Raw genomic sequence first — 22,697 nt, forward strand, 5'->3', positions numbered from 1 at the left:
GAATGCCCTCGCAGACTCACGAGGGCATAATGCTTTATCGTCAAAGGAAACTCATTTCCTCTTTCGTACATCACACGCCTCGGAGGGATATTAAGCATTGCTTTAGAAAGCTCTGCACCTTCTGTCTACGGCCTATTCTTTTCATCAACAGGAACTATCTTAACAACTCCCACAAAGGAAGTCAAGTGTCATTATTTTACAGCAACGCGTACGCCAGGACCCATAGTGGAGCTCAGGGTTACATTTTTCATGTAAACACCTTTAGCTGCTGCTGGTTTCGCACGGTTCAGCGCTTCAGTCAATGCAGCCAGGTTGTCAGCCAGCTTGTCAGCATCGAAGGATGCTTTTCCGATCGGAGCGTGGATGTTACCTGCTTTGTCTACGCGATACTCAATTTTACCTGCTTTGATTTCGTTAACCGCTTTCGTTACATCAAATGTAACAGTTCCGGTTTTAGGGTTTGGCATCAGGCCTTTTGGACCGAGTACACGACCCAATTTACCTACTTCACCCATCATGTCAGGAGTAGCTACTACAACGTCAAAGTCGAACCAGCCACCTTGAATTTTCGCGATCATGTCTGCATCGCCTACAAAGTCAGCGCCAGCTGCTTCTGCATCTTTTGCTTTATCGCCTTTAGCGAATACGAGAACGCGTTGTACTTTACCAGTACCATGAGGCAATACAACAGCGCCACGGATTTGTTGGTCAGCACGCTTAGGGTCTACGCCCAAACGGAAAGCTGCTTCAACAGTTTCATCGAATTTAGCAGTAGCTGCTTTTTTAACCAGCTCGATACCTTCTGCTACTTCGTATACTTTGTTTTTATCAACGAGCTTTACAGCCTCTTGATATTTCTTACCTTTTTTCGCCATGATTAAATCTCCCTTCAATGTGGTCGTAGCGGTTAATCCTCCCACAGACAGGGGGGCACAATGTCTGTGCCCCCTTGCACTTAAGACAATTAGTCTTCGATTACGATACCCATAGAACGTGCAGTACCTTCAACCATGCGCATAGCCGCTTCAACGGATGCTGCATTCAGGTCAGGGCGCTTCAGTTCTGCGATTTCACGAACTTTATCACGCTTCAGCGTAGCAACCTTTGTTTTGTTTGGTACGCCAGAACCGGACTCGATGCCAGCAGCTTTTTTCAGAAGAACTGCAGCTGGTGGAGTCTTCGTGATGAAAGTGAAAGAACGGTCTTCAAACACGGTGATTTCCACCGGAATGATCATACCAACTTCGCTCTCTGTACGAGCATTGAATTCTTTACAGAATCCCATGATGTTAACACCAGCTTGACCGAGCGCCGGACCTACTGGAGGTGCAGGATTCGCTTTACCTGCTGGGATTTGTAATTTAATTACGCGGATAACCTTCTTAGCCACGTAAGACACCTCCTTACTTCACATGTGGTTATTACGGGGGAATGCCCCCTCCCACCGTTTGGTGAAAGTCTATGTAAAGACCTTCGATCTATAGTGAGAGTGCAAGAAACCCCAGATATTGTTGTGGGATTGTTAAAACAAAATGAAATGTACCATATAGCACGATACTTTTCAAGTTGAATCCTAATCCAATTTTTGAACTTGTGTAAAGTCTAGCTCTACCGGTGTTTCGCGACCGAAGATGTCCACTAATACGCGAACCTTCTGTCTGTCCGGGTGAATCTCGATAATCTCCCCGGTGCGATTAGAAAATGGACCATCTGTGACGCGCACCATATCGCGGAGAGCAAAATCGACTCTGATTTTGGGAATTTCGATCCCCATTTGCTTGAGAATCGTATCGGCCTCTTCGGGACGCAGCGCTGTTGGCTTTGAACCAGCGCCTGTGGATCCGACAAAGCCGGTAACCCCAGGAGTGTTGCGCACGACATACCAAGAGTCGTCCGTCATCACCATTTCAACAAGGACGTATCCAGGAAACACTTTTTTCGTGACGGTGCGCTTTTTGCCATCCTTAGTCTCCACTTCTTCTTCAGTGGGAACGAGAACGCGAAAGATCTTGTCTTCCATGCCCATCGACTCGAGGCGTTTCTCAAGATTCGTCTTCACCTTGTTTTCGTAACCTGAGTACGTATGAAGTACATACCATGCTTTTTCCATATCCACCAGGACGTTAACCGTCCGTCCCTCCTAAGACTTGCAAAATTACGTTCCTAGAATCAAATCGATCAAGCGCGAGATACCCAAATCAACGACGAAGAAGAACAGTGCTAACAGCACAACTGTTACGAGAACAACGACCGTGTAGGTCGTCAATTCTTTACGGTTGGGCCAACGGACTTTCTTCAGTTCGGACATTACGTCGCCAAAAAAGTCACCGGTACGGCGAAAACTGGCTCCGATTCGTGCTAAAAAACCCACTTTGCCACCCCCTGACTTCGTCGCATCAACCATTACTTCGTCTCGCGATGAAGGGTTTGCTTCTTGTCACGGGAGCAATACTTTTTCAGTTCAACACGTTCAGTAGTGGTGCGTTTGTTCTTTGTGGAGATATAGTTACGCTCGCCACACTCGGTGCACGCCAACGTGATGTTTACTCGCATTTATTGCCACCTCCATCTCATTTCAAACCTTACTATTAATGAAAAGTACCCCGATGATAAATAGTACGGGAAAACCGCTACTTTTTCCAGACCATTTCATTCACCAAAGTAACCATAGAACAGAGAGATAAGAGTCTATGGCTACCTAAATAAATTTATCACACCGAAATACCCATGTCAAACAAAACGACTTGACAAGACGAAAGCATTTTGCTTCCATAAAAAATCCGCTATTTCCCTTTTTTACACCGTTTACCCTACTGAAAGCGATTTCGATTTCGCTAGGAATAAAAAAGAGAGATTCTCTTTTTACAGATGAATCTCTCTTCCTTCCAAATAGCGCTCCAATTTGCGCTTTACACGCTGCAAGGCATTGTCGATAGATTTGACGTGACGCTTCAGCTCAACAGCAATCTGCTGATAAGAACGTCCATCCAGGTAGAGCATAAGCACCTGACGTTCCAGGTCGCTCAAAATCTCACTCATTTTCCCCTCGATATCATCAAACTCTTCGCGGTTAATAAACAATTCTTCGGGATCTGTCACCTTGGTGCCAGAAATAACATCAAGCAAGGTACGATCAGAATCCTCATCGTAGATCGGCTTGTCCAGCGATACGTACGAATTGAGCGGAATATGCTTTTGTCTGGTAGCCGTCTTGATGGCTGTGATGATCTGACGAGTAATGCACAGCTCAGCAAAAGCTTTGAAAGAAGTGAGCTTGTCCCCTCGGAAGTCGCGAATAGACTTGTACAGTCCGATCATCCCTTCCTGCACGATATCTTCGCGGTCAGCCCCAATAAGAAAATAGGATCTCGCTTTGGCACGCACGAAGTTCTTGTACTTGTTGATCAAGTACTCCAGAGCTTCTGCGTCATTATCGCGAACCAGGTCGACTACTTCTTCGTCGGTCATCAGTTCATATTGGGCATGTTTTAACTCCTTGAGGTCAACACTCACAAATGATCCCTCCGCCAACCGGTTTCTCCATAGATGACGCTATTATACATGATGCCGTAAAAAAGCGTCAACCAAATCGAACTTATTCCCTTCTCCATTTTTCGAATATTTTCGCTATTTCATCATCCAACTTAATGCGTCTGGAGAAGCCTTCTTCATGTGTTTTTTCGACCTGCCGCTTGATTTCCTTGCCCGCATTTTCCATATCTAACAACAACTCCCGCGCGGATTTGCGCAGTGCTCCCTGACCGAAAATGACACGCTGGGAAGTGTAGTCAGATGTTGCTACATAAATTTGTCGATTTTTTTGGTGAAATTGGGAGACGAGCTGTTCAATTTTTTCGTCAGCCGTCTCCTTTTTCTTCGTGAAATAAATTTCTACCTGATAATCTTCCATTTGGCGGCCGATGCCCGGTACATTATAGGCATCAAATACAATGATGACTTTCATTCCCGTGTAGCTCTGGTATTCTGCCATTTTGGAAATCAGCTGATCACGCGCCTCGTCCATGCGATCTTGATCCTTTAATACGCGCAAGTCCGGCCAGGCACCGATGATATTATAGCCATCCACGATCAGCAGCTGCTTGGCTTTCTTTTTAGCCATTTCATTTCACCCGCGTCGGAAGTGGACTCCTGGAACGGTATACTTCATACATGAGCAGTGCCGCAGCTACTGAGGCATTGAGAGAGGTTACATTGCCGGCCATTGGCAGACTGTACAGAAAATCACAGTTTTCCCGTACCAAACGACTAATGCCTTTGCCCTCACTGCCAATCACAATCGCAAGCGGCATCGTATAATCACCTTGGCGGAAATCCTGCTTCGCACTCGCATCGGTACCGGCAATCCAGACACCACGCTCTTTTAGTTCTTCCATGGTGCGAACCAAATTCGTTACACGCGCTACAGGCACATAATTGATGGCCCCTGCGGACGCCTTGGCCACAGTAGCCGTCAAGCTGACAGAACGGCGCTTGGGAATAATCACGCCATGAGCACCTACTGCATCTGCCGTACGCATAATGGAGCCCAGATTATGCGGGTCCTCCAGCTCGTCCAGCAAAAGTATAAAGGGCTGCTCATTTTTCTCCTCTGCCCGCTTCAAAATATCGTCCACTTCTACATAGTCGTAAGCGGCTACAGAAGCAATGACTCCCTGGTGGTTATCTGTAGACACCAGCTGATCCAGCTTCTTGCGGTTCGCCGTCGTCACAATGACACCCTGTTCTTTTGCCAAAGAAAATACGGGGCCCATTAAATTTTTATTGGTTCCTTCTGCAATCCAAATCTTATTGATTGTACGCCCTGATCGGAGCGCCTCGATAACCGGGTTTTTCCCGAGAATCCACTCTTCACTCATGCTTATTCTCCTTCCACAATCGCAAAAGCCTGTTGCACGATTTCAGCGATCCGCTCTTCTTTTCCGCTCAAATACAAATACCCGATCAATGCTTCAAAGGCAGTGGCATGACGATAATCGATAATATCGGCATTTTTAGCCGTGGAGCCTGATTTGGCATTTCGTCCTCGTTTTACCACACTCAGCTCTTCCTCCGGCAGTGTAGGCATCAAGGTCAACAAGACATTTGCCTGGGCTTTTGCCGACACATACCGATTGGCTGCCTTGTGGAGCTGGTTTGGTTTAACCAGCCCCTTGGCAATTAGATGGTATCTCACACAATGAGCATAGGTAGCGTCGCCGAGAAAGGCAAGCACCAGTGGATTGGTCAGATTGGGATCTCGCGTCAGTTCTTCTTTTTGCATACCTTCTTCGGCCCCTTACTTACGGCGCCAGCGAACACCCTGTGGAGTGTCTTCCAGCACAATTCCTTTGGCTGCGAGCAAATCGCGAATTTCGTCCGAACGGGCAAAATTGCGTGCTTTGCGCGCTTCTGTACGTTCTACGATCAGCGCATCGATTTCGCTGTCCAACAGCTCTTGTTCACATACAAGCTCCAGTCCAAATACTCCAGTCAGTTCTACGAGAAGCTCCATGTAGGCAGTGATCTCTTTTGTCCCTACATTTTGGTGACGCATGTAGAGGTTGGCTTCTTTTACGATATCAAAGAATACGGTAATCGCATTCGCTGTATTCAGGTCATCATCCATCTCAGCAATGAAGCGCTCACGCAGGTCGCTGATGATTTTTGCTTGCTCTTCCGCTTGACCATTCGGCTCTTCGTCCCGCGACGTTTCCAGTCGATGAGAGAGGTTCGTGTAAGCTGTCTTGATTCTCTCCAGGCCGTTTGCTGCTTGCTCCAACAATTCATCGCTAAAATTAATCGGGTTGCGGTAATGACCTTGCAGCATAAAGAAACGAATTAACTGTCCCCCGAACTTTGCTGTCAAATCACGAGCCAAAAGGAAGTTGCCCAGTGATTTTGACATTTTCTCGTTGTCGATATTGAGCATGCCATTGTGCAGCCAGTAGCGAGCAAATACTTTTCCTGTAAAGCACTCAGACTGCGCAATTTCGTTTTCATGGTGAGGGAACACCAGATCGGTACCACCAGCGTGAATATCAATTTCCTCACCCAAAAACTTCAGAGCCATCGCCGAGCACTCGATGTGCCAGCCCGGGCGCCCTTCACCCCAAGGACTGCTCCAGGTAACCTCTCCTGTCTTTGCCGCTTTCCACAAAGCAAAGTCAAGCGGGTGCTCCTTTTTCTCATTGATCTCTACTCGAGCGCCTGCCTGCAGGTCATCAAGCGGTTGATGAGAAAGCTTTCCATACTCTTGAAAACGTCCCGTACGGAAGTATACATCCCCCTCGCTCTTATAGGCGTAGCCTTTTTCGATCAGGCCTTGAATGAATTCAATGATTTCAGGGATGGTCTGCATCACACGCGGTTGAATATCTGGCGGCAGTACATTCAGGGAGCGCAAATCCTCATTGAAAGCATCTGTATAACGGTCAGCCACTTCTTTGACAGACGTTCCCTCTTCATTGGCGACCCGGATCAGCTTATCGTCCACATCTGTAATGTTTTGTACAAACGTCACTTCGTAGCCGCGGTATTTCAAGTATCGGCGAAGTGTGTCGAAAACAATAGCTGGACGGGCGTTACCAATATGAATGTAGTTGTACACGGTCGGACCGCACACGTACATCTTTACCTTCCCTGGCTCCAATGTAACGAACGGTTCCTTTCGGCGTGTCATCGTATTAGTCAGTTGAATGCCCATTGTTCTTTTTATCCTCCCTCAAATGTTCCAATTCTGCTCGCAGCTGATCAATTTCTTTTTGCATCAAACGAATGGTATCTGCTACCGGGTCAGGCATATTCACGTGATCCAAATCGTTTTTTACACGCTTGCCATCCTGAATGACGATGCGGGCTTTAATTCCTACGACGGTCGAATTCGGCGGTACCTCCTGCAAAACAACAGCACCAGCCCCTATCTTTGAATTATCGCCAATCTTGAAGGAACCCAATACTTTTGCTCCAGTCGCAATAATGACATCATTTCCTACCGTAGGATGGCGTTTGCCTTTTTCCTTGCCTGTTCCCCCGAGTGTAACCCCTTGATAAATCGTTACATTATCACCGATTTCACAAGTCTCTCCGATGACAACCCCACTCCCATGATCAATAAACAAGCCTCGGCCGATCCGCGCGCCCGGGTGAATCTCAATCCCGGTAAAAAAGCGGGACATTTGAGAAACAACGCGAGCAAGCGTACACCATTCGGCCTTCCACAGCTTGTGGGCAATCCGGTGCCCCCATATCGCATGCAGACCCGCATAGGTCATAACGACCTCCAAGGTACTGCGCGCAGCCGGGTCTCGTTCAAATACAGCGCGAATGTCATCTCTCATCTGTGCTAACATTTTGGTGGCACCTCCTGCCTGATTTTCCTGCTAAAAAATAAAAAACGCCCCTGCCCTTCATAACGAAAGGACAGAGACGGTTTAGCCGTGGTTCCACTCTGCTTAGATTGTCATGAACATGGCTAACCAATTTAGGATTAGCCCTGACAATCTCGCTCAACATCCCGGTAACGGCGGGGCACCGATATCACCTACTAGACATCTGGCCACTTTTAGCCAGACGCGTTCAGCTCATTGCTCACAGGCGCATTTCCAAACAGGTCACGCCGGATGGCTCTCACCTATCCATCCTCTCTGTAGACGTGTGTCCTGCTGTACTTCTCCTGATCGTCGCATTCACTCTTTATTCAAGAAAAGAGGCGTTTGCCTACTTTCCGTTTGCAATCACTTGATTGGTGCGCGTGATGACTTTATCGCGTCCGAGCAGATACAAGGTCTCTGCCAAATCGCGACCATGCGCTTGACCGGTTGCTGCCACACGGACTGGCATAAACAATGCCTTTCCTTTGTGACCCGTTTCCTTTTGCACTTCTTTCAGTGCTGCTTTGATAACATCAACATTATATGCGTCTTGGGCCGACAGGTGTTTCACAAAAGATGTCAGAACCTCTGGCAGCTGCGCTTCCTTCAGCACCAATGTTGCTTCTTCATCGTACACCACTTCGTCCAGGAAGAAAAGAGCTGCGAGCGGAACGATTTGTGCACAGTAGGACATTTGTTCTTGATACAGTCCCACGATGCTGCGAACCCAGCTTTGCTTCTCTTCGGACAGTGCTTCCTCAATGAAGCCCGCTTTCACCAGATGCGGGATACACATCTCGGTAATCAGCTCAAGCGACTGACGCTTCAAGTAGAAATTGTTCATCCAGTTCATTTTGGTTGCATCGAAGACAGCCGGAGATTTGCTGACACGGTCTGCTGAGAACAGCTTGATCAAATCCTCCATGCCGAAAATCTCTTCTTCTCCGCCTGGAGACCAGCCCAGCAGAACGAGGAAATTCACGATCGCCTCTGGCAAGAAGCCAAGCTCACGATATTGCTCGATGAACTGCAAAATGCTCTCGTCGCGCTTGGACATTTTTTTGCCGTCTTGATTCAAAATCAGCGCCAAGTGGGCAAATTGAGGTGCTTCCCAGCCAAACGCCTCATAAATCATCAATTGACGAGGTGTATTGGACAGATGCTCTTCCCCACGAATGACATGGCTGATTTTCATCAAGTAGTCGTCAATCACGACGGCAAAGTTATACGTTGGAATTCCATCAGGACGGCAGATGACAAAGTCACCCATCTCATTGGAATTGAAGGTTACTTGTCCACGAATCATATCATCAACTACGTATTCACGGTCTTCCTGCACCAGGAAGTGGATAGAAGGAACACGTCCTTCAGCTTCATACTGTGCACGCGCCTCTTCTGTAACGTGACGGTGCTTTTCCAGAATACGTGGTGTTTCACCGCGTGCCAGCTGTTCTTCACGCTCTGCATCCAGCTCTTCTTTGCTAGCATAGCAGTAGTACGCTTTGCCCTCTGCCAAAAGCTGATCGATATATTTACGATAGATATCCAGTCGCTCCATTTGACGATACGGCCCATACGGCCCGCCAAGGTCAGTGCCTTCTACCCATTCGACTCCGAGCCATTTCAGATTCTTCATCTGCTCTTCGTCAGCATTTTCCTTATTCCGCGTTTGGTCCGTATCCTCAATCCGAACGATGAACGAACCACCGTGATGTTTTGCAAACAAATAGTTGAAAAGTGCGGTTCTCGCACCGCCGATGTGTAAATGCCCCGTAGGACTGGGCGCATAACGGGTGCGGATTTCTTTCGCCATTGGTAGCACCATCCTTATGAATGTAAAAGGGTATGAATAATTGACTATCGTGACATGTTTCTAAGGCTCTATGTTACACCTTGCCCCTCTACTTGACAAGCAAGCATGCAGCCTGTGCCGCAATTCCTTCTCCGCGGCCTGTGAAACCAAGCTTCTCTGAGGTCGTTGCCTTCACATTTACTTGGGAGGGCTCATCCGCCTCCAGTACGCGCGCGATGACCTCGCACATCTGTGGAATGTACGGAGCCATTTTTGGAGCTTGAGCGATGATCGTAGCGTCAACATTTCCCAAACGGTATCCGCGTTCCTTTACCATTTTCCATACGTGCTCCAAAAGCTTCACACTGTCTGCATCCTTGAAGGCCGGATCGGTATCAGGAAAATGACGGCCGATATCTCCTTCTCCAATCGCCCCAAGAATGGCATCACTGATCGCATGCAAGAGCACGTCTGCATCGGAATGACCCAGCAATCCTTTTTCATAGGGAATGGTGACGCCACCGATGATGCATGGGCGACCCTCCACCAGTTGATGCACATCAAAGCCTTGTCCAATACGCATAGCTACTCTCCCTTTCGCTTTCGTAATATCTCTTCACCGAACCATAAATCATCCGGAGTCGTTATCTTTATGTTTTCATAGCTTCCCTGCACAACTGTTACGGAATGACCGAGCCATTCTACCAGCATCGCATCATCCGTACCTACTTTTCCTGCACGATGCGCCGCCTCATGCGCCTCTCGCAACAAAGACATACGAAAAGCTTGTGGGGTTTGAACCGCCCACAAGCTTTCCCGCGCTGGGGTTGCTTCCACAATTCCTGTGGACCCCACCACCTTTATCGTATCTTTGACAGGAACAGCCATGATCGTCGCTTGATCGTGCTCTACCTGCTTGATCATTTCGCTGATCTGTTCGCGAGTGACAAAAGGCCGGGCTGCGTCGTGAACAAGTACGTACGTGCAGTTTTCAGGAAGTGCGCACAGGCCATTTCTCACACTATCCTGTCTCTCCGCTCCGCCTAGTACAACTGTTAGCTGAATCGCTTCTTTTTGGAGCCACTCTCGCACATCTGCGTGGTCCTGCTCGCTTACTACCAGGACGATGTGATCAACATCCCGATGAGTAGCGAAGAGGCGCACTGTATGAGCTAAAATCGGCTCTCCCGCAAGCGGTAACCACAGCTTGTTCCGTTGCCCACCCATCCGCTTACCGGAACCGGCTGCAACGATTACGACACCCGTACTCACGATAATTCCTCTCCTGTCTCTCTATAACGCTCTTTCCAGAAGCTTCGGCTTGGCGAAAATCATTCGCCCTGCAGATGTTTGCAGTACGCTGGTCACGAGTACATCTACATCGTTGCCGATATACTCACGTCCGCCCTCAACGACGATCATCGTACCGTCATCGAGATAGGCAACTCCCTGACCGTGCTCCTTGCCGTCCTTGATCACCTGTACATTCATTTCCTCGCCTGGCAGGACTACCGGCTTGACTGCATTCGCCAAATCGTTGATATTCAGTACGGCTACACCTTGCAGCTCGCACACTTTATTCAAGTTAAAGTCGTTCGTGACGACTTTCCCGTTGATCACTTTTGCCAGCTTGATCAGTTTGCTGTCGACTTCGGATACCTCTTCAAAATCGCCTTCCCAAATCTGAACCTTGACCTTCATTTCCTTTTGAATCTTGTTCAGGATGTCTAGGCCACGGCGTCCGCGATTTCTTTTCAATACATCGGATGAATCTGCAATATGCTGAAGCTCTTCAAGCACAAACCCTGGAATGACGAGCACACCTTCCAAAAAGCCGGTGCGGCAAATATCTGCAATGCGTCCATCAATGATCACACTAGTATCCAAAATTTTGTTTTCTACGTTCGTAACGGTAGTGGAGGCATTGTCCTTTTTCTTATCCTTGCGTCCGATGGAAAAAACGGACATAATCTCGTCCCGCTTGCGGAAACCTACTTGGAACCCCAAATAGCCAAGCAATCCGGAAACAACCAACGGCAAAAGATCTCCTATCACTGGGATCGGAATTTTACTGATGGGCAGGAATAATAAAAAGGCAACAATAAGACCACTAATCAACCCCATCGCTCCGAACATAACATCGACAATTGGCATTTTGACGAGTGTCTCTTCTCCCCAACGGACAACTCTCAAAATATAATCTAATAACCAATTGGCTAAAAAGAAGAACAAGATGGCACCAAGTACCGCACCAATATACTGTGTTCCAGCTACTACACCGAAATTCAAAAGCGGATTTAGCATCGAAAACAGGTCATCACCGTATTGATACCCCAATCCACCGCCAATCAAGACAAAAAAGATTTTTCCTATGCGGCGTACCATGCCTTCACCTCCTTTTATTAATATAGACGTAAAGCTTTGAGTAAAACCCTATTTCTTTCCAAATGGCTAAAATGCTTCATCGGCACTTTCCCTCACTATAGCAAAAATGATTTTATCATGTCAAATAGCCAAAAATTTTAACATAGTTGTCAATTTCTCGTCAACCTCGAACACCCGTTTCCTTTGGATGCAAATTGACAGAGGGCTGACTCCCTTCTTATAATGGCATTAACGAATGCGCGAAAATTTTGACGATATCTACAGCCTAAAGCAGAGGTGAACCATATGGACAATCGAAATGTAGACGACTTTCAAACGCAAGTATCGGAACTTCTGATCAGACATCGGAGCGTACTGGACGTCATGTCCAAAGTTCAGGAATCGGCTTCCCGCATCAACCGTTCACTGACCAAATCCATCACCGAATGTGGCTGTGTGGAAGTAGTTGCTAAAAAGCAAACGTATGATTCCAGCAAAAACCTGGAGGAAAACAAGCCCCATTTGGACACCCACTTTTCCGGACCGTTGTGTGAGCATTGTCGCGACGTAGTCACTGCCGAGCTCGGTAAAAACCTGTTTTATCTCACGGCCTTGTGCAATATTACGGACATCAAGCTAGAAGATGTACTCGAGAAGGAGTCGAAGAGACTGAACACCCTGGGCGTATTCAACCTTTCATAACCTTTCACTCGTATTACGAACGAACCCTCAAAAAAGTTGCACTTAAAAAATGAAAAACCCGCACTCGGATGTGCGGGTTTTTTGTCGTGGCTTTTATTCAAAGGGCACAGATTCTTCTTCTTTGTTCTTTCTCTTACGTAATTTTTTGACGAGAAAGTCAACGTTTTTTTTTATTCCGTACAAAGCGTAAAACGCCAATGGCAAGAAGACAATCTTAGGAAACTGCTGTGGGTACTTGATCGCTACCACGACCACAATAGCGATGATAATCGGTGTAATCCAGTACGCAGATTTAGGAATACCCACTTTTTTGAAATTCGGATACTTGACCTTGGATACCATCAAAAAGGCGAGAAGCAGCATGCTTACTGCAAGCAGTACCGGGTTGAAAACCTGGTGGTACAGAGCAAGTGTAGCGAGCACACCACCCGCTGCCGTAATCGGCAAACCGATGAAGTAACCTGGAACCCCGGCTTGGACATTGAAGCGAGCCAAGCGCAGCGCCCCACAGATTGGAAAAATCGCGGTGACAAAAATACCGAGCAGGTTGAAATCTTGCAGGACGACAACATACATGATAAACGCTGGCGCTACCCCGAACGTGATAACGTCAGACAAGGAATCCAGTTCCTTACCGAACTCGCTTTGCGCATTCAGCATTCGTGCTACGCGCCCGTCCAGTCCGTCTGCCAGCATACCGATTATTACTGTAATGGCTGCATAATCGACATATTGATCGCCTTGAAACGCAAGAATAATTGCTAAAACTCCCAGAAACAAGTTGCTTACGGTTAGTATGTTCGGTAACGATTTCACGAACATAGACTTACCTCCTGATTTCTTCTGCCCAAAAGAAAGTCGTCTCCTAGGCAAATGTTGAATACAAATAATGCCTTAATCCTATCTACTTTAAATGTGCCTGTCAATGAACACTTGTTCCTGAATCCGTTTCAGACCCTCTTTGATAGCCCTCGCTCGAACCTCTCCAATCCCCTCAACTTCGTCCAATTCCTGGATCGTAGCCATCATAATTCTAGGTAAATTGTGGAAATGGACAGCCAAATTCGTGATGATGGAAATAGGCAACCTTGGGATTTTTTGCAAAATACGATACCCTCTTGGAGAAACAGATTCTTCAAGCATACTGACGTTTGCAGAGTATCCAAGGACACGCAAGAAAGAGGGCAATTCCAGCATTTCATCGGAGCTTAATTTTTTCATGTCACGCAGTACATGTTCAGGAGAATACGACACATCTCGACAATAATCGCGAATGAGCATGTGCGCTTCTTCTTCAATGTTTGATACAAGCTCCTCCATCTGCATGCTAACGAGCCTTCCCTCGATTCCTAGCTCACATATGTACTTGGAGACCTCTGTCTTAATACGTAATACCATCTCGATTCGTTGCAAAACGGAAGTAACTTCTTGAAACGTTACTAATTCCTCGAATTCCAACGCACCGAGATTGGTCAGCGTCTGATCCAGAACGGCCTTGTATTTCTCCAAGGTGGAGACTGCCTGATTAGCCTTTGCCAGAATGACGCTTATTTCATTTAAGACATAACGAAAGTTCCCCTGGTACAGTGTAATGACATTGCGACGTTGAGAGATCGCTATCACCAAATAGTGAGTCTGAATGGCAGTTCGTTGAGCAGTCCGATGGCGTGTTCCTGTTTCACTGGTAGATATGGATGCAGGAGGAAACAGTTGGGTATTGGCATACAGGATTCTTTTTGCGTCTTCACTAACTATGATCGCCCCATCCATCTTCGCCAATTCATACAAATGGGCGGGAGAGAAGTCACAATTGATGGAAAAACCGCCATCGACGATCGACCTCATCTCCGGACCATAGCCAACGACAATTAATCCACCTGTTTTCGCCCGCAAAACATTTTCCAATCCTTCCCGCAGCTGTGTACCGGGAGCGACCAAGCGAAGCACATCGCTAAACTGCGGATTTCTTTTGGTGTTCTCCTGCATCCCTCGCTCCTACCCCCTTATCACCTCGTTCAAAGCCTCTGCTATGTTGTTTACGCCGATCACTTGGATGTCGTCTGGTGCCTCCAACCCGCGAATGTTCTTTTCCGGAATGATAACTCGCTTGAAGCCCAATTTATGTGCTTCCCGTACCCTCTGTTCAATCCGCGAAACTCCTCGCACCTCTCCAGTCAAGCCGATTTCTCCAATAACCACGTCATGCGGATTCGTGGCATGATCGCGAAAGCTGCTCGCAATACTGACGGCTATCGCCAGATCGACTGCTGGTTCATCTAATCTTACTCCTCCTGCCACATTTACATACGCATCCTGGTTTTGGAGCATCATGCCCATACGCTTTTCCAGAACTGCCATAATCATAGCCACCCGTTGATGGTCTACACCTGTAGCCATACGCCGCGGTGTCACAAAGCTGGTCGGCGCTACAAGAGCCTGAAGCTCGACCAGAACGGGACGTGTCCCTTCCATGCTGGCTACGACAGTGGAGCCTGCCACGCCATGAGGCCGCTCTGCCAGGAAGATCTCTGAAGGGTTTGCTACTTCCTCCAGACCCCGATCCTTCATTTCAAAAATGCCGATTTCATTTGTCGAACCGAATCGGTTTTTGACAGCACGCAAAATGCGGAATGTGTTGTGACGTTCTCCTTCAAAATAAAGCACGGCATCCACCATATGCTCCAGCATACGCGGCCCAGCAATGGAACCTTCCTTGGTCACGTGACCAACAATGAATGTACCGATCCCTTTTCCTTTGGCAATCCGCATCAGCTGGGCAGTAGCCTCGCGTACCTGAGCGACACTTCCTGCTGCAGATTGTACAGCAGGGTGAAACACGGTCTGAATCGAATCGATGATCAAAACATGGGGGTCTACTTGATTAATATGCTGTTCGATCAAATCCAAATCATTTTCCGCTAAGACAAACATCGGCGGAGTTTGCATATTCAGTCGATCTGCGCGTAATTTGATTTGTTTTGCCGATTCCTCGCCTGATACATAAAGCACTTTGGCGCCCTGGTGAGCTAATGTAAAAGAGGTTTGCAACAGCAGTGTAGATTTACCGATCCCCGGATCTCCTCCGACGAGAATGAGTGAGCCGGGCACAAGTCCGCCTCCGAGCACACGGTTTAATTCACCGATGGTCGTATCCATCCGTGGATCTTCTGCACTTGCTACCTGAGTCAAAGGAATCGCTGCCTGACGCTGTCCACCACTCATCCCTTCATGGCGGTGTGCGGCTTTTACAGTTACTTCCTCGACCAGTGTATTCCAGCTGTTACAGCCAGGGCATTTGCCCATCCATTTCGGTGATTCATAGCCACATTCTTGACACGCGTATTTCGTTTTATACTTTGACATATTCGCACCCTCACTTGGAATTTCTCCTCTATTTTTACCATAGATACGCACCCAAAAAAAGAATACCTCCTGAAACAGGAGGCATTCCGCGTTATATTTCTACCTTATGACTTTGTTTTTTCCAACCGTTTTACTACCAGCTGACCATCTTCAGACTCGATGTTTACTGTGTCGCCTTTGCTAATATTGCCTTTCAGCAGCTCTTCAGACAAGCGGTCCTCAATGTGACGCTGAATGGCACGACGCAGCGGACGAGCACCGTATGCCGGATCGAAGCCTTCCTTGGCCAATATTTTCTTGGCATCGTCGGTCAATTGGAAATCAATGCTTTGTTCTTTCAGGCGTTTACGCAGCTCTTCTGTCATCAAGGAAACGATTTGCTCGATATGCTCCTGCTCCAGGGAGTGGAACACAATGACTTCATCGATCCGGTTCAGGAACTCAGGACGGAAGCTCTTTTTCAGCTCATCCATTACTTTGTCCTTCATATCCTGGTATTTTCTTTCGGTATCGCCAGTCGTAAAGCCAAGCGTCGTATTTTTCTTGATCATGCTGGCACCGACGTTGGAGGTCATGATCACAACGGTATTGCGGAAGTCGACTGTGCGCCCTTTGGAATCTGTCAAACGACCGTCATCGAGAACCTGCAGCAAGATGTTGAACACATCTGGATGCGCTTTTTCAATCTCATCGAGCAGGATTACAGAGTATGGCTTGCGACGTACTTTTTCTGTCAGCTGGCCGCCTTCATCATAGCCTACATATCCCGGAGGAGCACCCACCAGACGTGCTGTCGAGTGTTTCTCCATGTACTCAGACATGTCGACGCGAATCATTGCGTCCTCGTCTCCAAAGAGGGTTTCAGCAACCGCACGAGCCAGCTCAGTTTTCCCTACACCTGTTGGTCCGAGGAAAATAAAGGAGCCAATCGGACGTTTCGGGTCTTTAAGGCCTGCACGTGCACGGCGAACAGCACGAGAGATCGATTTGACTGCCTCATCCTGACCGATGACGCGATCATGGAGAATTTCTTCCATTTTCAGGAGTCTCTCGGTTTCTTCTTCCTTGAGCTTGAGCACAGGAATTCCTGTCCAGCTAGCCACAACAGTAGCGATATCTTCAGGCGTTACTTCCATGTTTAGCTGACCCTGGCGCTCTTTCCAATCCTTTTTCGTTTTATCCAGCTCTTCGCGCAGCTTTTGCTCCTGATCGCGCAAGGCTGCTGCCTCTTCGAATTCCTGCGATTGCACAGCTGCATCCTTTTCCTTGCGTACCTCTTCCAGACGGCCCTCCAGCTCCTTGAGATTTGGTGGAACCGTGAAGGATTGCAAACGCACCTTGGAAGCGGCCTCGTCCACAAGGTCAATCGCTTTATCAGGCAAGAATCGATCGGTGATATAACGATCAGACAGCTTTACTGCCTGCTCAATAGCTTCATCTGTAATCTTTACGCGATGGTGGGCCTCATAGCGATCACGCAAGCCATGGAGGATTTTAACGGCATCCTCAGCTGTTGGCTCATCTACCGTAATCGGTTGGAAACGACGTTCAAGCGCTGCATCCTTTTCGATATACTTGCGGTATTCGTCCAGGGTGGTCGCCCCAACGCACTGTAATTCGCCACGAGCCAGAGCTGGCTTTAGAATGTTAGAGGCATCGATCGCCCCTTCTGCCCCACCAGCACCAATCAATGTATGCAATTCATCGATAAACAGGATGATATTTCCCGCTTGCCTGATTTCGTCCATGATTTTTTTCAGGCGGTCTTCGAATTCACCGCGATATTTGGTACCGGCTACCACTGTACCCATATCGAGCGTCATGACACGTTTATCGCGAAGTGTTTCTGGAATTTCGTTGTTTACAATCTTTTGTGCCAAGCCTTCCGCAATTGCTGTTTTCCCTACGCCTGGCTCACCGATTAATACCGGGTTATTTTTGGTCCGTCTGCTCAGTACCTGGATCACACGCTCAATTTCTTTTTGACGGCCAATAACTGGGTCCAGACCACCGTCACGTGCGATGGCAGTAAGGTCGCGTGCCAATCCATCCAAAGTTGGTGTATTCGCCGCTGGGTTACCTCCAGAAGGCTGATGGGATGCCATTAGCTCCGAGCTGCCAAGCAGCTGCAGAACCTGCTGACGTGCCTTGTTCAGGCTCACACCTAAATTGTTCATAATGCGTGCTGCAATGCCTTCCCCTTCACGGATCAGACCAAGCAGGATGTGTTCCGTACCGACATAGGTGTGACCCAGCTTGCGAGCCTCATCCATGGACAGTTCAATTACCTTTTTGGCGCGAGGTGTATAGTTTGGCGTGTAGTTACTACCGGACTGCTCTGTTCCACGTCCGATCAACGACTCCACTTCACTCTGGATTTTGTCGAGCCCAAGCCCAAGTGATTGCAATGCCTTGGCAGCAATGCCCTCGCCTTCTCGAATCAGCCCTAAGAGTACATGCTCTGTTCCAATATCCTTGTGTCCGAGACGCACTGCCTCTTCAAGGGCAAGCGCCAGTACTTTTTGTGCTCGTTCCGTAAAACGTCCAAACATCATAACGTACACCTCCGTATAACCGTGTTTTTTCTCTATGGGTTAACTGTTGCGTGTTACTGCCTTTTACGCGTCAATCAGATGACTCGTTCGCTCCGATTCGCTCCCGGATTAAACGGGCTCTGCGTTCGTCACGCTGGTCCGGCGTCAGCTTTTGGCCAGCATGCTGCTGGAGAAACCCTGGCTGGGTAGTCACGAGCAGCTCGTTTAGGATCAGCGGTGACACATTTGGAATCACCCCAAGATCAATCCCGAGTCGTACATCGGATAGGCGTTGTGCTGCTTCCTTGGACTCCACCGTACGTGCGAACATCAAAATGCCGTACGAGCGGAATATCCGGTCCTCCAATGATATGCGTGTATGCTCAAGCAAATAAGTACGCGCTACACGCTCCTGCTCGATAATCTGTCTGGCTACCCCGTACAGATTCGAGAGGATATCTGTTTCTGACAATCCAAGCGTAACCTGATTGGAGAGCTGAAACAGGTTCCCTAACGCTTCGCTACCTTCCCCATAAATTCCTCTAACGACCAAGCCAACTTGATTAATTGCTTGTAAAATCCGGCTAATTTGCTGAGTCATAACCAGTGCTGGCAGATGCAGCATAACCGAGGCACGAATCCCTGTTCCTACGTTGGTTGGGCAGCTTGTGAGGTATCCTCTGGTTTCATCAAAAGCGTAATTGAGATGCTTCTCGAAAATATCATCTATTTTTGTTCCTATTTCCCATGCTTCATTCAAACGAAACCCGGGCAAGAGAACTTGAATTCGTATATGGTCTTCTTCATTTACCATGATGCTGACGGACTCGTCTGGACTAAGTAAGACGGCTCCTTTACGCGATTCCTCTGCCAAGTGGGGGCTAATCAGGTGCTTCTCCACCAATACCCGTTTCTCCAATGGATTTACCTGATCCATTTGAATGATTTGCAGAGGCTGCCGTTTGCGCATGGCCTCCGAATCGCATACCTCCGTTACCTTTCTAACAACTTCCTCTCCTTGGGAGTCGGTTGCCAATAACGGAAAAGGGTGTTGGCGCAGATTTCGGGCGATTCGCAGCCGTGTGCTGATAACGATATCGGAATCGGGGCCTTCTCCTTTCATCCAATTGCTCCACGGGTCTTGCATAAACTGCTTTTGGCTCATTACCTGCTTACCTCCCCTTGCTACGATTGGGCCATTTTTTGTTCCAAAGCGCGAATTCGGTCACGCATCTCTGCTGCCTTTTCAAATTCCTCGCTGGCAACATGACTTTGCAGGGCTTGTTTTAGCTGCTCCAGCTCTTTGCGGATTTTCAGCTGGCCACCCGTACGCTCCGGCACTTTGCCGCTATGCTGGGTATTGCCGTGAATGCGACGGAACAATGGATCAAGCTTATCTCCCAAAAAGGTGTAGCAATCACTGCACCCGAAGCGTCCACTTTTGCTGAACTGGGCATATGTGAGTCCGCAGGTTTCGCATCGAAGCGGCTTGCTCGTTGCCGTTTCGCGTCCATTTTTCTGCATGGGATCAAATTTCAATAGTCCTGAAAGGAGATTGTTGATGCTAAAATTGTGAAAGCCGGTAAAGACGTCCCCTTTTTCCTGAGCACAGTGCTCACAAATATGGTATTCGGTTTTTTCGCCATTGACGATTTTCGTCAGATGAAGTGTCGCCGGTCGTTTTCCGCATTCCTCACAGTTCATCACATCATCCCTCCTAGCACTTGGCTTCCCTGTTCCTTCGTTACTTCAACAGGATTGCCGCAATCATCTGCTTTAAAATATTTGCCCGCAAACGATCTCGTAATTCCGTGTCTACAGTCAATACGTTTCGCGATGTGGCAATTTTCATCAAAGTGGCTTCCCTGATGTTGACTAGGCCTTCTTCGAACAGTCTTTCCACTATTGCATTACCCACATTTTGGGCAATGCTCTCACCGATTAGCTCCTCGGTCAACAATTCCTGCAAACGCGCCTTGCTGACAATCTGCACTTTGCGAATACGTATATACCCGCCACCACCACGCTTACTTTCCACGATATACCCTTTTTGTACGGTAAATCGAGTGTTGATGACGTAGTTAATTTGAGACGGGACACATTGAAAAAGGTCGGCAAGCTCACTACGCTGAATCTCGATAGCTCCATTGGGACTCTCGGTAATGATACTTTTTAAGTGATGTTCAATGATGTCCGAGATGTTACGCAAGTCATCGCCTCCTGTTCCACTGTGTTTAACTATTGACTTTGACTATCTTTGACTTTGATTATAATGGGTTTACTACGCTCATGCAAGTGGTGAATACACTTTCTAGTGTGGGCAAAAAGGGGTCGCTTGAAACCAAAGAAAAAACCACTCCAGTCGGAATGGTTTATGTTTGATTATGCGTGATGGTGTCGATTTTTGAAAGAATTTCGAGTAATTGCGGAAAGCTTGTCATGATGATCGTAGCTCCATCCAGTTCTCCCGGTTGAGCAAAACCGAAGTCGCAGCCAATCGTGATCAATCCGTTGGTTGTTCCTGCCTCAATGTCAGAATGACGATCGCCTACCATGATGGCTTGCTTGATCTCATAATCGTTTAACAGCTTGGCAACAAGGTCGTTTTTTGTTTTCGTGGAAAATCGCCCTGCCGAGTACAGATCGGTAAAAAGCGGCTTTAGTCCATATTCTTCGCAGATGGCATCAATGTACCCCTCTTGGCCATTACTCGCTACAAATAGAGCATATCCTTGTGTATGGAGAGTTTGGAGGGTTTCCTTTACTCCTGGGTACAAATCGGTAACTCGTTCTTGGATGAGCTGAATTTCATTTTCCAATAAAAACGCATCTGCGGCATGGACCGTCTCTTCACTCGCATCCGGCAAAAGCTTGTTCCAGACCTGGTCAATCGTCATCCCGAGAAGGTTGGTAATCTCCCCCTCATCAGGAATGGGTCCATCCCATAATCCTTTTCTTTGCAGCTGCTCAAACGTTCGGGTAAATGCTGGTGTTGCCAGCTTGTCAGTCTGCAGCAGAGTACCATCCATATCGAAAAGAATCGCAAACGAAATACTCATTTGTTTTTCCTCTACCCTCTTTCTGTCGCTTTTGACTAGTCACTCTCAGCCTGGAGCACCATTTCTATATCGCCTCGAATAAATTCAGCGATCCGCTGTGCCGCATCCGGTTTCGATATTTTTTGACCCATTCGCCTCATATACTCTACCTTTGACGGACTATGCAATAACTCGTCGATAAAATAAATCAGCTGCTCTGATAGATTGGCATGTACCGCACAGCCATTGTTCAACAAGAAGTGGCTATTTCGCTCTTCTTGTCCCGGCAACGGGTTGTATATGATCATCGGGACCCTCTTGCTCATCACCTCAGCAGATGTTAATCCACCTGATTTTGTCACTATGAGATCAGCTGTTTCCAAATACTCATGGAAGTTGCTTATAAATTTTAGAGGGACAACCTCATGCCGATAGGTGCGATTGGTGACTTTTTTATAAAGCTTGTCATTGGTTCCAGTAAGTACAAAGGTTTTCAGCGGGAGGTTTATCGCCTCCAGTCCGTCGAGTACTTTTTCCATGGAGCCTAGACCCAGTCCGCCCCCTGAAAGTATGATGCTTTTTTGTTCTGGGGTAAGACCCAGCTTCTTTCTGATCTCTTGAGCATCCAGTGGCATACTGAACTTTTTCATGATCGGAATCCCCATCGGAATGAATTTCTGATGATCCTGCCGATAAAGGTCTACTAGATAATAAAGCTGCTCATGCCCGATAAAGTAGTAATTAATGTGATGATTAATCCAGGACGGATGAATCGTATAGTCCGTAATAATCGTGTAGATCGGCTCTCTCCAGTCATTTCTTCCTTTAAGTACAGAGAGCATGCAGCTCGCAAAAGGGTGCGTTGCAATGAATGCGTCCGGTTGGACACTGTTAATGAGCTTTTTCAATTTGTTCGCGAGCAATTTGTTCATCAGTACATTCATATCAAAAAAACGGCTTTTCTCCGTATTGTGGTATATTCTCCCCCACATTTTCGGTGACAGTCGTAACAGATTCATATAGCTTTCCAGCAAGATCTTGTGAAACGTAGGACTAATATATTCCAACGTATCAATGATCATAGACGTACAACCATTCTCAGCCAAGCTTTCCTGCATAGCTCTGGCAGCTTGATTGTGACCGTTGCCGATGGAAGCAGAAAAGATGAGGATTTTTTTCATGAATTCTTCTCCTTCATAAACCTTGCCTTGCCTACTCCAACGCCAGATTTAGGTACCTTCTCATGTTAGTCTACCCTCTCTCCAGTCTGCAAGAGGGTTCTTGTCGGTCATTCGACCTAACTTATCGACAAAATATACGTTTTTCTTTCCTAGAAAACGAAAAACCTCCTTACCCATTGTGGGGTAAAGAGGTTCATTTCATTCCTTGAAAACTGGATCTGCATGATTGCTAAGAGTGTGGATAAGTCCTCGACCGATTAGTATTCGTCAGCTCCACGTGTTACCACGCTTCCACACCGAACCTATCAACCTCATCGTCTATGAGGGGTCTTACCAGCTTGCGCTGTGGGAAG

At 47.5% G+C, this 22,697-nt stretch carries 25 protein-coding genes, 1 rRNA gene and 2 other annotated features (1 of these 28 cut by a window edge); of the genes, 1 reads left to right on the forward strand and 25 read right to left on the reverse strand.

Annotation, left to right across the window (positions count from 1 at the left end; genetic code table 11):
* Positions 1-149, reverse strand: a sequence feature (ribosomal protein L10 leader region) (it extends 13 nt beyond the left edge of the window).
* Positions 150-191: 42 nt separating this feature from the next.
* The 15 genes from rplA to C3B52_RS31050 form a co-directional block, all read right to left on the reverse strand.
* Positions 192-875, reverse strand: coding sequence for a 50S ribosomal protein L1 (gene rplA / locus C3B52_RS30980; protein WP_103110198.1), 684 nt, complete (start codon positions 873-875; stop codon positions 192-194).
* Between the two features lie 89 nt (positions 876-964).
* Complete coding sequence (rplK, locus tag C3B52_RS30985; protein ID WP_005828886.1) at positions 965-1,390, reverse strand: 50S ribosomal protein L11; 426 nt, start codon at positions 1,388-1,390, stop codon at positions 965-967.
* Between the two features lie 183 nt (positions 1,391-1,573).
* Positions 1,574-2,110 carry a transcription termination/antitermination protein NusG gene (gene nusG, locus C3B52_RS30990; RefSeq protein ID WP_049742216.1) on the reverse strand — a complete coding sequence of 179 codons (537 nt, stop codon included), beginning with the start codon at positions 2,108-2,110 and terminating at the stop codon, positions 1,574-1,576.
* A gap of 45 nt (positions 2,111-2,155) precedes the next feature.
* On the reverse strand, positions 2,156-2,404 hold the full coding sequence (gene secE / locus C3B52_RS30995; protein WP_103110199.1) for a preprotein translocase subunit SecE: 249 nt from the start codon (positions 2,402-2,404) through the stop codon (positions 2,156-2,158).
* Entirely contained in the window at positions 2,404-2,553 is a 150-nt protein-coding gene (rpmG, locus tag C3B52_RS31000) for a 50S ribosomal protein L33 (RefSeq protein WP_003392018.1), read from the reverse strand. The genes secE and rpmG overlap by 1 nt, the downstream gene beginning before the upstream one ends.
* A 309-nt stretch (positions 2,554-2,862) precedes the next feature.
* Positions 2,863-3,513, reverse strand: coding sequence for an RNA polymerase sporulation sigma factor SigH (sigH, locus tag C3B52_RS31005; protein WP_005828894.1), 651 nt, complete (start codon positions 3,511-3,513; stop codon positions 2,863-2,865).
* Between the two features lie 82 nt (positions 3,514-3,595).
* Positions 3,596-4,120: an NYN domain-containing protein gene (locus tag C3B52_RS31010; RefSeq protein WP_103110200.1), complete on the reverse strand. Its 525-nt coding sequence runs from the start codon at positions 4,118-4,120 to the stop codon at positions 3,596-3,598.
* A gap of 1 nt (position 4,121) precedes the next feature.
* Positions 4,122-4,877 carry a 23S rRNA (guanosine(2251)-2'-O)-methyltransferase RlmB gene (gene rlmB / locus C3B52_RS31015; RefSeq protein ID WP_103110201.1) on the reverse strand — a complete coding sequence of 252 codons (756 nt, stop codon included), beginning with the start codon at positions 4,875-4,877 and terminating at the stop codon, positions 4,122-4,124.
* Between the two features lie 2 nt (positions 4,878-4,879).
* Positions 4,880-5,281 (reverse strand): Mini-ribonuclease 3, encoded by a 402-nt coding sequence (locus tag C3B52_RS31020; RefSeq protein WP_103110202.1) that lies wholly within the window; start codon positions 5,279-5,281, stop codon positions 4,880-4,882.
* A gap of 15 nt (positions 5,282-5,296) precedes the next feature.
* Complete coding sequence (gene cysS, locus C3B52_RS31025) at positions 5,297-6,703, reverse strand: cysteine--tRNA ligase (RefSeq protein WP_103110203.1); 1,407 nt, start codon at positions 6,701-6,703, stop codon at positions 5,297-5,299.
* Positions 6,684-7,349, reverse strand: coding sequence for a serine O-acetyltransferase (gene cysE / locus C3B52_RS31030; RefSeq protein ID WP_103110204.1), 666 nt, complete (start codon positions 7,347-7,349; stop codon positions 6,684-6,686). The genes cysS and cysE overlap by 20 nt, the downstream gene beginning before the upstream one ends.
* A gap of 69 nt (positions 7,350-7,418) precedes the next feature.
* Positions 7,419-7,689 (reverse strand) — a binding site (T-box leader).
* A gap of 27 nt (positions 7,690-7,716) precedes the next feature.
* Positions 7,717-9,183: a glutamate--tRNA ligase gene (gene gltX, locus C3B52_RS31035; RefSeq protein ID WP_103110205.1), complete on the reverse strand. Its 1,467-nt coding sequence runs from the start codon at positions 9,181-9,183 to the stop codon at positions 7,717-7,719.
* An 88-nt stretch (positions 9,184-9,271) separates the two neighbouring features.
* Entirely contained in the window at positions 9,272-9,745 is a 474-nt protein-coding gene (ispF, locus tag C3B52_RS31040; protein ID WP_103110206.1) for a 2-C-methyl-D-erythritol 2,4-cyclodiphosphate synthase, read from the reverse strand.
* 2 nt (positions 9,746-9,747) lie between these two features.
* Positions 9,748-10,434: a 2-C-methyl-D-erythritol 4-phosphate cytidylyltransferase gene (ispD, locus tag C3B52_RS31045; RefSeq protein WP_103110207.1), complete on the reverse strand. Its 687-nt coding sequence runs from the start codon at positions 10,432-10,434 to the stop codon at positions 9,748-9,750.
* Positions 10,435-10,455: 21 nt separating this feature from the next.
* Entirely contained in the window at positions 10,456-11,547 is a 1,092-nt protein-coding gene (locus tag C3B52_RS31050) for a PIN/TRAM domain-containing protein (protein ID WP_103110208.1), read from the reverse strand.
* Between the two features lie 285 nt (positions 11,548-11,832).
* Here C3B52_RS31050 and C3B52_RS31055 point away from each other — a divergent pair, with 285 nt between their 5' ends.
* On the forward strand, positions 11,833-12,228 hold the full coding sequence (locus C3B52_RS31055; protein WP_103110209.1) for a DUF1573 domain-containing protein: 396 nt from the start codon (positions 11,833-11,835) through the stop codon (positions 12,226-12,228).
* A gap of 93 nt (positions 12,229-12,321) precedes the next feature.
* Here the strand turns inward: C3B52_RS31055 and pssA are convergent, their stop codons facing one another.
* The 10 genes from pssA to C3B52_RS31105 form a co-directional block, all read right to left on the reverse strand.
* Positions 12,322-13,050 (reverse strand): CDP-diacylglycerol--serine O-phosphatidyltransferase, encoded by a 729-nt coding sequence (gene pssA, locus C3B52_RS31060; RefSeq protein WP_103110210.1) that lies wholly within the window; start codon positions 13,048-13,050, stop codon positions 12,322-12,324.
* 87 nt (positions 13,051-13,137) lie between these two features.
* Positions 13,138-14,214: a DNA integrity scanning diadenylate cyclase DisA gene (disA, locus tag C3B52_RS31065; RefSeq protein WP_103110211.1), complete on the reverse strand. Its 1,077-nt coding sequence runs from the start codon at positions 14,212-14,214 to the stop codon at positions 13,138-13,140.
* A gap of 9 nt (positions 14,215-14,223) precedes the next feature.
* Entirely contained in the window at positions 14,224-15,591 is a 1,368-nt protein-coding gene (radA, locus tag C3B52_RS31070) for a DNA repair protein RadA (RefSeq protein ID WP_103110218.1), read from the reverse strand.
* A 104-nt stretch (positions 15,592-15,695) separates the two neighbouring features.
* Positions 15,696-18,146, reverse strand: coding sequence for an ATP-dependent Clp protease ATP-binding subunit (locus tag C3B52_RS31075; RefSeq protein ID WP_103110212.1), 2,451 nt, complete (start codon positions 18,144-18,146; stop codon positions 15,696-15,698).
* 70 nt (positions 18,147-18,216) lie between these two features.
* Positions 18,217-19,290 (reverse strand): protein arginine kinase, encoded by a 1,074-nt coding sequence (locus C3B52_RS31080; protein WP_103110213.1) that lies wholly within the window; start codon positions 19,288-19,290, stop codon positions 18,217-18,219.
* Positions 19,291-19,310: 20 nt separating this feature from the next.
* The gene (locus C3B52_RS31085) at positions 19,311-19,829 is read right to left on the reverse strand and encodes a UvrB/UvrC motif-containing protein (RefSeq protein WP_049742200.1); all 519 of its coding nucleotides are present in this window, start codon (positions 19,827-19,829) and stop codon (positions 19,311-19,313) included.
* A gap of 40 nt (positions 19,830-19,869) precedes the next feature.
* Complete coding sequence (locus C3B52_RS31090; protein ID WP_103110214.1) at positions 19,870-20,334, reverse strand: CtsR family transcriptional regulator; 465 nt, start codon at positions 20,332-20,334, stop codon at positions 19,870-19,872.
* Between the two features lie 163 nt (positions 20,335-20,497).
* The gene (locus tag C3B52_RS31095; protein WP_103110215.1) at positions 20,498-21,184 is read right to left on the reverse strand and encodes an HAD-IA family hydrolase; all 687 of its coding nucleotides are present in this window, start codon (positions 21,182-21,184) and stop codon (positions 20,498-20,500) included.
* A gap of 35 nt (positions 21,185-21,219) precedes the next feature.
* A complete protein-coding gene (locus tag C3B52_RS31100) occupies positions 21,220-22,344 on the reverse strand; it encodes an MGDG synthase family glycosyltransferase (protein ID WP_103110216.1) in 1,125 nt (374 codons plus the stop codon).
* Between the two features lie 237 nt (positions 22,345-22,581).
* Positions 22,582-22,697 (reverse strand): 23S ribosomal RNA (locus C3B52_RS31105); the annotation flags it as partial.

The organism is Brevibacillus reuszeri (genome assembly GCF_002897295.1).
In the GTDB taxonomy this organism is placed as follows: Bacteria; Bacillota; Bacilli; order Brevibacillales; family Brevibacillaceae; genus Brevibacillus; species Brevibacillus reuszeri_A.

Excerpts from the sequence above, each read along its gene's own strand:
- rplA (WP_103110198.1), bottom strand. The coding sequence starts at position 875 with ATGGCGAAAAAAGGTAAGAAATATCAAGAGGCTGTAAAGCTCGTTGAT.
- nusG (WP_049742216.1), bottom strand. The coding sequence starts at position 2,110 with ATGGAAAAAGCATGGTATGTACTTCATACGTACTCAGGTTACGAAAAC.
- secE (WP_103110199.1), bottom strand. The coding sequence starts at position 2,404 with ATGGTTGATGCGACGAAGTCAGGGGGTGGCAAAGTGGGTTTTTTAGCA.
- rpmG (WP_003392018.1), bottom strand. The coding sequence starts at position 2,553 with ATGCGAGTAAACATCACGTTGGCGTGCACCGAGTGTGGCGAGCGTAAC.
- C3B52_RS31010 (WP_103110200.1), bottom strand. The coding sequence starts at position 4,120 with ATGGCTAAAAAGAAAGCCAAGCAGCTGCTGATCGTGGATGGCTATAAT.
- rlmB (WP_103110201.1), bottom strand. The coding sequence starts at position 4,877 with ATGAGTGAAGAGTGGATTCTCGGGAAAAACCCGGTTATCGAGGCGCTC.
- C3B52_RS31020 (WP_103110202.1), bottom strand. The coding sequence starts at position 5,281 with ATGCAAAAAGAAGAACTGACGCGAGATCCCAATCTGACCAATCCACTG.
- cysS (WP_103110203.1), bottom strand. The coding sequence starts at position 6,703 with ATGGGCATTCAACTGACTAATACGATGACACGCCGAAAGGAACCGTTC.
- cysE (WP_103110204.1), bottom strand. The coding sequence starts at position 7,349 with ATGTTAGCACAGATGAGAGATGACATTCGCGCTGTATTTGAACGAGAC.
- gltX (WP_103110205.1), bottom strand. The coding sequence starts at position 9,183 with ATGGCGAAAGAAATCCGCACCCGTTATGCGCCCAGTCCTACGGGGCAT.
- ispF (WP_103110206.1), bottom strand. The coding sequence starts at position 9,745 with ATGCGTATTGGACAAGGCTTTGATGTGCATCAACTGGTGGAGGGTCGC.
- C3B52_RS31050 (WP_103110208.1), bottom strand. The coding sequence starts at position 11,547 with ATGGTACGCCGCATAGGAAAAATCTTTTTTGTCTTGATTGGCGGTGGA.
- C3B52_RS31055 (WP_103110209.1), top strand. The coding sequence starts at position 11,833 with ATGGACAATCGAAATGTAGACGACTTTCAAACGCAAGTATCGGAACTT.
- pssA (WP_103110210.1), bottom strand. The coding sequence starts at position 13,050 with ATGTTCGTGAAATCGTTACCGAACATACTAACCGTAAGCAACTTGTTT.
- disA (WP_103110211.1), bottom strand. The coding sequence starts at position 14,214 with ATGCAGGAGAACACCAAAAGAAATCCGCAGTTTAGCGATGTGCTTCGC.
- radA (WP_103110218.1), bottom strand. The coding sequence starts at position 15,591 with ATGTCAAAGTATAAAACGAAATACGCGTGTCAAGAATGTGGCTATGAA.
- C3B52_RS31075 (WP_103110212.1), bottom strand. The coding sequence starts at position 18,146 with ATGATGTTTGGACGTTTTACGGAACGAGCACAAAAAGTACTGGCGCTT.
- C3B52_RS31080 (WP_103110213.1), bottom strand. The coding sequence starts at position 19,290 with ATGAGCCAAAAGCAGTTTATGCAAGACCCGTGGAGCAATTGGATGAAA.
- C3B52_RS31085 (WP_049742200.1), bottom strand. The coding sequence starts at position 19,829 with ATGAACTGTGAGGAATGCGGAAAACGACCGGCGACACTTCATCTGACG.
- C3B52_RS31095 (WP_103110215.1), bottom strand. The coding sequence starts at position 21,184 with ATGAGTATTTCGTTTGCGATTCTTTTCGATATGGATGGTACTCTGCTG.
- C3B52_RS31100 (WP_103110216.1), bottom strand. The coding sequence starts at position 22,344 with ATGAAAAAAATCCTCATCTTTTCTGCTTCCATCGGCAACGGTCACAAT.